Origin of the sequence: Streptomyces sp. NPDC058231 (assembly GCF_042882275.1) — a bacterium.
Taxonomy (GTDB): Bacteria; Actinomycetota; Actinomycetes; order Streptomycetales; family Streptomycetaceae; genus Streptomyces.
Genome location: NZ_JBHVWN010000023.1, coordinates 97,177 through 103,711 on the forward strand (window position 1 = coordinate 97,177; position 6,535 = coordinate 103,711).

6 protein-coding genes are annotated in these 6,535 nt (G+C 70.2%); 4 read left to right on the forward strand and 2 right to left on the reverse strand.

From position 1 onward, the window contains the following. Positions 1-180 precede the first annotated feature (180 nt). Positions 181-1,167 (forward strand): LuxR C-terminal-related transcriptional regulator, encoded by a 987-nt coding sequence (locus ACFVXE_RS18070; RefSeq protein ID WP_389672123.1) that lies wholly within the window; start codon positions 181-183, stop codon positions 1,165-1,167. Positions 1,168-1,273: 106 nt separating this feature from the next. Here the strand turns inward: ACFVXE_RS18070 and ACFVXE_RS18075 are convergent, their stop codons facing one another. Continuing rightward, the gene (locus tag ACFVXE_RS18075) at positions 1,274-2,941 is read right to left on the reverse strand and encodes a FumA C-terminus/TtdB family hydratase beta subunit (RefSeq protein ID WP_037688689.1); all 1,668 of its coding nucleotides are present in this window, start codon (positions 2,939-2,941) and stop codon (positions 1,274-1,276) included. Between the two features lie 403 nt (positions 2,942-3,344). Here ACFVXE_RS18075 and ACFVXE_RS18080 point away from each other — a divergent pair, with 403 nt between their 5' ends. Together ACFVXE_RS18080 and ACFVXE_RS18085 are read left to right on the forward strand one after the other, a co-directional pair. Beyond that, positions 3,345-4,022, forward strand: coding sequence for a DUF1707 domain-containing protein (locus tag ACFVXE_RS18080; RefSeq protein ID WP_389672124.1), 678 nt, complete (start codon positions 3,345-3,347; stop codon positions 4,020-4,022). Between the two features lie 158 nt (positions 4,023-4,180). After that, positions 4,181-4,552: a WhiB family transcriptional regulator gene (locus tag ACFVXE_RS18085; protein WP_389672125.1), complete on the forward strand. Its 372-nt coding sequence runs from the start codon at positions 4,181-4,183 to the stop codon at positions 4,550-4,552. A gap of 201 nt (positions 4,553-4,753) precedes the next feature. Here the strand turns inward: ACFVXE_RS18085 and glpX are convergent, their stop codons facing one another. Continuing rightward, positions 4,754-5,785, reverse strand: coding sequence for a class II fructose-bisphosphatase (glpX, locus tag ACFVXE_RS18090; RefSeq protein ID WP_389672126.1), 1,032 nt, complete (start codon positions 5,783-5,785; stop codon positions 4,754-4,756). A 166-nt stretch (positions 5,786-5,951) separates the two neighbouring features. Here glpX and ACFVXE_RS18095 point away from each other — a divergent pair, with 166 nt between their 5' ends. After that, positions 5,952-6,470: a DUF4245 domain-containing protein gene (locus ACFVXE_RS18095; RefSeq protein WP_389672127.1), complete on the forward strand. Its 519-nt coding sequence runs from the start codon at positions 5,952-5,954 to the stop codon at positions 6,468-6,470. Positions 6,471-6,535: the final 65 nt, after the last annotated feature.

Sequence of the window (6,535 nt, forward strand, 5' to 3'; positions counted from 1 at the left end):
GAAGAGACGGCATATCCGGCGACGAGGAATCGATAACGGCGTTCGCCGCGCGCCGAGTTGTCCGACGGGTCGGCCGAATGGCTGGTGCTGTGGTCGGTTCCGGGCGTCACCCGGACATACTCGCCGAGCAGTCACGGCCCCGGCTGCCGGCCCGTTCGTACAAATGTAATCTGCATAGTTGTGAGGGACGATCATTCCCGCCCACGGGCATGTGATTGCCGCAAATCGCCGCCGGACCGTCCCTGTGAGACGGCCCTGGCGGTCTATCGCCGCGCGCTGCTGCAGGGCAGTCTGCCGGAGGCCGATGCGCCCGGGTGCCTGCGCGCGCTGCACCTGGTCGTGGAGGACAGCGACGCCCCGGGTTCCCTGATCCCCGTGCCGCCGGAGACCGCTTCCTTCGCCGCGCTCGGGTCCATCGAGGAGGCGATCGTCGGGCAGCGCCGCAAGCTGCGTGCCACCCGCGCCGCCCTCGCCGTGTTCGAGGGGCTGTACGCGGATGTGCGCCGGCCGGAACGGCCCGTCCTCACCCGGCTCGCAGGAAGAGCCGTCATCAGCAAGGCACTTGACGCGGCCGTCGGCAGCTGCCGGGAGGAGCTGCGCACCGCGCAGCCGGGCGGTGGCCGGCCCTCGCACGTCCTGGGCGAGGCGCTCTCGCGCGACCTGGAGATGCTCCGGCGCGGAGTGCGGCAGCGCACCATCTACCAGCACACCGTCCGCTCGCACCGCGCGACGCTCTCGTACATCGAACAGGTCACCGCGGCCGGCGCCGAGGTACGCACGCTCGCCGAGGTCGTCGACCGGGTCATCGTCTGCGACCGCGAGGTCGCGTTCGTCCCGGTGCCCGAGGACCCGCACACGGCGCTGCGGGTCCAGCACCCGGCCCTGGTGAGCCTGTTGATCCGGCACTTCGACCACGCCTGGGGCCGCTCGGTCCCGGTCCGGCCGGAGGCCGCGCCGCTGCGCCCCTCCGCCATCACGTCCGACCTCCAGCGCACCATCCTGCTGGCGGTCGTCGGCGGTGAGACGGACGCGTCGATCGCCCGCAGGCTCGGCATGAGCCGCCGCAGCGTCGCCGAGCACATGCGGAAGGTCTCGGAGCAGCTGGGTAGCAACAGCCGTGCGCAGCTGGGCTATCTGCTCGCCACCTCGGGTCTGCTCGACTCCTGACGGAGTGCGGCGCACCCGCGCGGACCACGCCCGGGGTCCACGCACGCACCGCGGGGGCGCCCCGGCCGAAACCGTGACGCCCCCGCAGCCGCGCGCATTCCGCCGGTCAGGCGAGACCGGGACCCCGCACCGGGATGCTGGTGAACGTCGGCGCCGGAGCGGGCTCGGTGAAGAAGTCGTTGCCCTTGTCGTCGACGACGACGAACGCGGGGAAGTCCTCGACCTCGATCCTCCAGACCGCTTCCATGCCGAGCTCCTCGTACTCGACGACCTCGACCTTCTTGATGCAGTCCTGTGCCAGCCGGGCCGCCGGCCCGCCGATCGAACCGAGGTAGAAACCGCCGTGCGCGTCGCACGCGTCCGTGACCTGCTTGGACCGGTTGCCCTTGGCGAGCATCACCTTGGAGCCGCCGGCCGCCTGGAACTGTGCGACATAGCTGTCCATGCGCCCGGCCGTCGTCGGGCCGAAGGAACCGGAGGCGTACCCCTCGGGCGTCTTCGCCGGACCGGCGTAGTACACCGGGTGGTCCTTCAGGTACTGCGGCATCTCCTCGCCCGCGTCCAGCCGCTCCTTGATCTTGGCGTGCGCGATGTCGCGCGCCACCACCAGCGGGCCGGTCAGCGAGAGCCGGGTCTTGACCGGGTACTTGGTCAGCTCGGCGAGGATGTCGTCCATCGGCCGGTTCAGGTCGATCCGGACGACGTCGCCCGCCTCGTCCAGGTGCTCGTCCGTGGTGTCCGGCAGGAAGCGCGCCGGGTCCTTCTCCAACTGCTCCAGGAAGACACCCTCGGCGGTGATCTTCGCGGTGGCCTGGCGGTCCGCCGAGCAGGACACGGCGATCGCGACGGGAAGCGAGGCGCCGTGCCGGGGCAGACGGACCACACGCACGTCGTGGCAGAAGTACTTGCCGCCGAACTGGGCGCCGATCCCGATCTTCTGCGTCAGCTCGAAGACCTTCTCCTCCAGCTCCTTGTCGCGGAAGCCGTGACCGGTCGGGGAGCCCTCGGCGGGCAGCTCGTCCAGGTAGTGCGCGGAGGCGTACTTCGCGGTCTTCAGCGCGAACTCGGCCGACGTGCCGCCGACCACGATCGCCAGGTGGTACGGCGGGCAGGCCGCGGTGCCCAGCGAACGGATCTTCTCCTCCAGGAACTTCATCATGGAGGCCTCGTTCAGGACGGCCTTCGTCTCCTGGAAGAGGAACGACTTGTTGGCCGAACCGCCGCCCTTCGCCATGAAGAGGAACTTGTACGCGCCGCCGTCGGTCGCGTACAGCTCGATCTGCGCCGGGAGGTTCGATCCGGTGTTCTTCTCCTCCCACATGGTGAGCGGAGCCATCTGCGAGTAGCGCAGGTTGAGCTTGGTGTACGCGTCGAAGATGCCGTGCGACAAAGCCTCCTCGTCACCACCCGAAGTCAGCACGTTCTGGCCGCGCTTGCCCATCACGATCGCGGTTCCGGTGTCCTGGCACATCGGGAGGACGCCCGCGGCAGCGATGTTCGCGTTCTTCAGCAGGTCGAGCGCGACGAACTTGTCGTTGGACGACGCCTCGGGGTCGTCGACGATCCGCCGCAGCTGGGCCAGGTGCGCGGGGCGCAGGTAGTGCGAGATGTCGTGCATCGCCTCGGCGGCCAGCGTGCGCAGGGCCTCCGGTTCGACCTTGAGGAACGTACGGCCGTCGGCCTCGAAGGTCGAGACGCCCTCGGCGGTCACCAGCCGGTACGGCGTGGTGTCCTCTCCCAGGGGGAGCAGATCGGAGTACGCAAACTCTGGCATTACGGCCATTCCTCACTCGGCGACAGCGGCTGGCCTCCCTTGGACAGCGCATCCACCAGGGTAGAACGTCGTGAGGGCGCCGAAGCTGTGAGGTAAGGCTCAGTCCGACGCGCACGGCGCCCCCGCCGCGCACCACCCGGCCCGGCCCGTGAGGGGCTGTCCCGCTCCGTCCGCACCGGCTCCGCGCGGGCCGCTCCGTCCCGGCGGCCGCTCTCACGCCGCAGGCGCCCGAGTGGGCCCGATCGAGGGCGATTCCCTGCCCTGCGAGGGGCGGCGCCGCACGCCGTGGACCGATCCGCGAGGGGCGGCGGGGCGGGAACCGGGGCCCGCGGTCCGGATCGCGCCGGGCTCCGGAGGGGAAAGACCCTAGTCGCGATCTATCGCGTTTGGGTACGCTGGGCCGGTGGACCTCGAAAAGCACCCCCAGCAGTCGGCCGCCCCGGCGGAGCAGCCCGCGCCCGTCGGCATCCGCGCCTCCGACGCGGACCGTGACCGGATCGCGGACATCCTGCGCGACGGCATGGCCGAGGGCCGGCTGACCGCCGAGGAGCACGCCGAGCGGGTCGACGCGGTCTACCGGGCCAGGACCGTCGGTGAACTCGAACCGCTCGTACGGGATCTGCCGGTCCCCGGCGGCGCCCCTCGCCCGTCACCTGCCGCGCCGTACGGGCCCGGCTCCGAGAACCCCGCGGGCCCCGCCGACAACCTGGTGGCGATCTTCAGCAGCTCCACCCGGAGGGGTCGTTGGCGGGTCGGCGGACGCACGAACGCCTTCTCGCTCTTCGGCAGCGTGGAGATCGATCTGACCGAGGCGCTTTTCGGTCAGAGGCTCACCGTCATCAACGCGACATCCATCTTCGGGAGCGTCGACATCAAGGTCCCGGAGAACATCTCGCTGCGCGGCAGCGGAACGGGCGTCTTCGGAAATTTCGAAGTGGTCACGCTGGAATCCGCGGACCCGGAAGCACCAGTGGTCATCGTCAACGGCTATTCGCTCTTCGGCAGCGTCGAAGCGAAGCCGAAGCGCGGGAAACTGATTACGGATCTCCACAACCAGCTGCGCAAACATCTCGGCCGCTGAACCGAGGCGACCCGTGCCGCGCCGAATCCGGCCATATTCCTGATCGACCACAATTTCGCCGCCCGGAACTCAGTGCCACCCGGTGCATAGGCGCGCGCACAACGGGTAGGGACTGCTGCATCGTCTCTCGCTCGCGAAGCCGTCGTCAGGAGTAGACCGTGCTGCAACTCCCGCCTCAGCCCCGGCAGGTCGCCGCCGTCCCTTCCCAGCATGTCCCTGCTCGGGAGGATCAGGGTGGCCCCTGGCACTCGGAGGCGGTGTGCCGCCGGGACGAAGCCGGCCTGTTCTTCGCCCCGTCGAAGGAGCCGACTGCTGCCCGACTCTCCCGCGAGGAGTCCGCGAAGCGGGTCTGTGCGCGCTGTCCGGTGATGATCGAGTGCAGGGAACACGCCTTGATGCAACCCGAGCCGTACGGGGTGTGGGGCGGCCTCACCGCCGCCGAACGCCGTGTGGTGCTCGCCCGCCGCAGACGCCGCGAGGTGGAGCTCAAGACCGCCGCCCCGACCGGACACATCGCCGCCGCCGGCTGACCGGCCGGCTTCGCCGGGACCGCGCGGAGCGACCCCGCCGGGACCGGGACGGCCACCACCCCTGCCGATGGGCCGGGACGCGCTCCCGCGGACGGCGGGGGGCATGCCCCGCCGACGCGAAGAGGCGCCCCCACCGCACAGGGGGGCGCCTCTTCGCGTTCTTCCGGCCGGTCCGGGTCCGCTCGCGCGGGTCCGTGCGGCCTACTTGGCGCGGTCGAAGTCGATCGCGCTGTACGCGCGCAGCTTCGACAGCCGGTGGGTCGAGTCGATCTTGCGGATCGTGCCGGACTTCGAGCGCATGACGATCGACTCGGTGGTCGCCGTCTCGCTGCGGTACCGCACGCCGCGCATCAGTTCACCGTCGGTGATGCCGGTCGCGACGAAGAACACGTTGTCCCCGCTGACCAGGTCGTCCGTGGACAGCACCCGGTCCAGGTCGTGGCCGGCGTCCAGGGCGCGCTGCCGCTCCGCCTCGTCCTTCGGCCAGAGCTTGCCCTGGATGACACCGCCGAGGCACTTTATGGCGCACGCCGAGATGATGCCCTCGGGGGTGCCGCCGATGCCCATCAGCAGATCCACCCCGGTGCCCTCGCGGGCGGCCATGATCGAGCCGGCCACATCACCGTCGGTGATGAACTTGATGCGGGCGCCGGTCTCCCGGATCTCCTTGACGATGCCTTCGTGGCGCGGCCGGTCCAGGACGACGACGGTGACGTCCTCGGGGGTGGAGTTCTTCGCCTTCGCGACCCGGCGGATGTTCACCGACACCGGCGCGTTGATGTCGACGAAGTCGGCGGCCTCGGGGCCGGTGACCAGCTTGTCCATGTAGAAGACCGCGGACGGGTCGAACATGGTGCCGCGGTCCGCGGCGGCCAGCACGGCGATCGCGTTCGGCATGCCCTTGGCGTTCAGGGTCGTGCCGTCGATCGGGTCCACGGCGATGTCGACCTCGGGACCGGTGCCGTCACCGACCCGCTCGCCGTTGAACAGCATCGGGGCCTCGTCCTTCTCGCCCTCACCGATGACGACGACGCCGTTCATCGAGACGGTGGAGACGAGGGTCCGCATGGCCTTCACTGCGGCGCCGTCGGCGCCGATCTTGTCGCCGCGGCCGACCCACCGCCCGGCGGCCATGGCGGCGGCCTCGGTGACCCGGACCAGCTCCAGGGCCAGGTTGCGGTCGGGGGCCTCCGGAGAGACCTCTAGCTGGGACGGCAGATGATGCTCGGACATCGGAGCGCACCTTTCTGTACGACGACGACCGGAAGAGGGTGCTGTGACTCTATCGCCAGACCGACAAAATGAGCAGGCCGGGTCACGTTTGAGCGGATGACAGGGCGGTCACTCCTTCCTCCTGCCCCTCGGTCGGGCCCGCCGGACGTGATGCGACCATGGGACCGTGGCAAGCAAGCGAGGCAAGCAGACGGTGCGGGACATGTTCCTGTCGATGGCGGTCATCTCGGCCATCGCGGGACTCGTCTACATTTTCGTACCGCACGACGACAAGGCCAACCCGGTCAAGGCGGTCGACTACCGGGTGGAGCTTCTGACGGCCCGGCGCGCCGCGCCGTACCCGGTGGCCGCTCCGGCCGGACTCTCCGCGCGGTGGAAGCCGACCTCGGTCAGTTACGAGAGCCAGGCGGGGGCCGGCTGGCACCTGGGCTTCCTCGACCCCGACGGCAAGTACGTCGCGGTGGAGCAGTCGACGTCATCGGCGAAGAAGTATGTGTCCGAGGTCAGCCAGGACGCGAGGGACACCGGACGCACGCAGCAGGTCGCCGGCGAGACGTGGCAGCAGTGGAAGGGCCCGAAGTACGACGCCCTGGTGCGCCGCGACAAGGGTTCCACCACGGTCGTCACCGGATCGGCGTCGCCGGAGCGGCTGGCGGAGATGGCCGCCGCGCTCAAGACGTCCTGAGACGGCAGTCGTCCGGCCGGTGCCGGCGCCGGCGCACGGCGAAGGGCCCGGGAGCACGTGCTCCC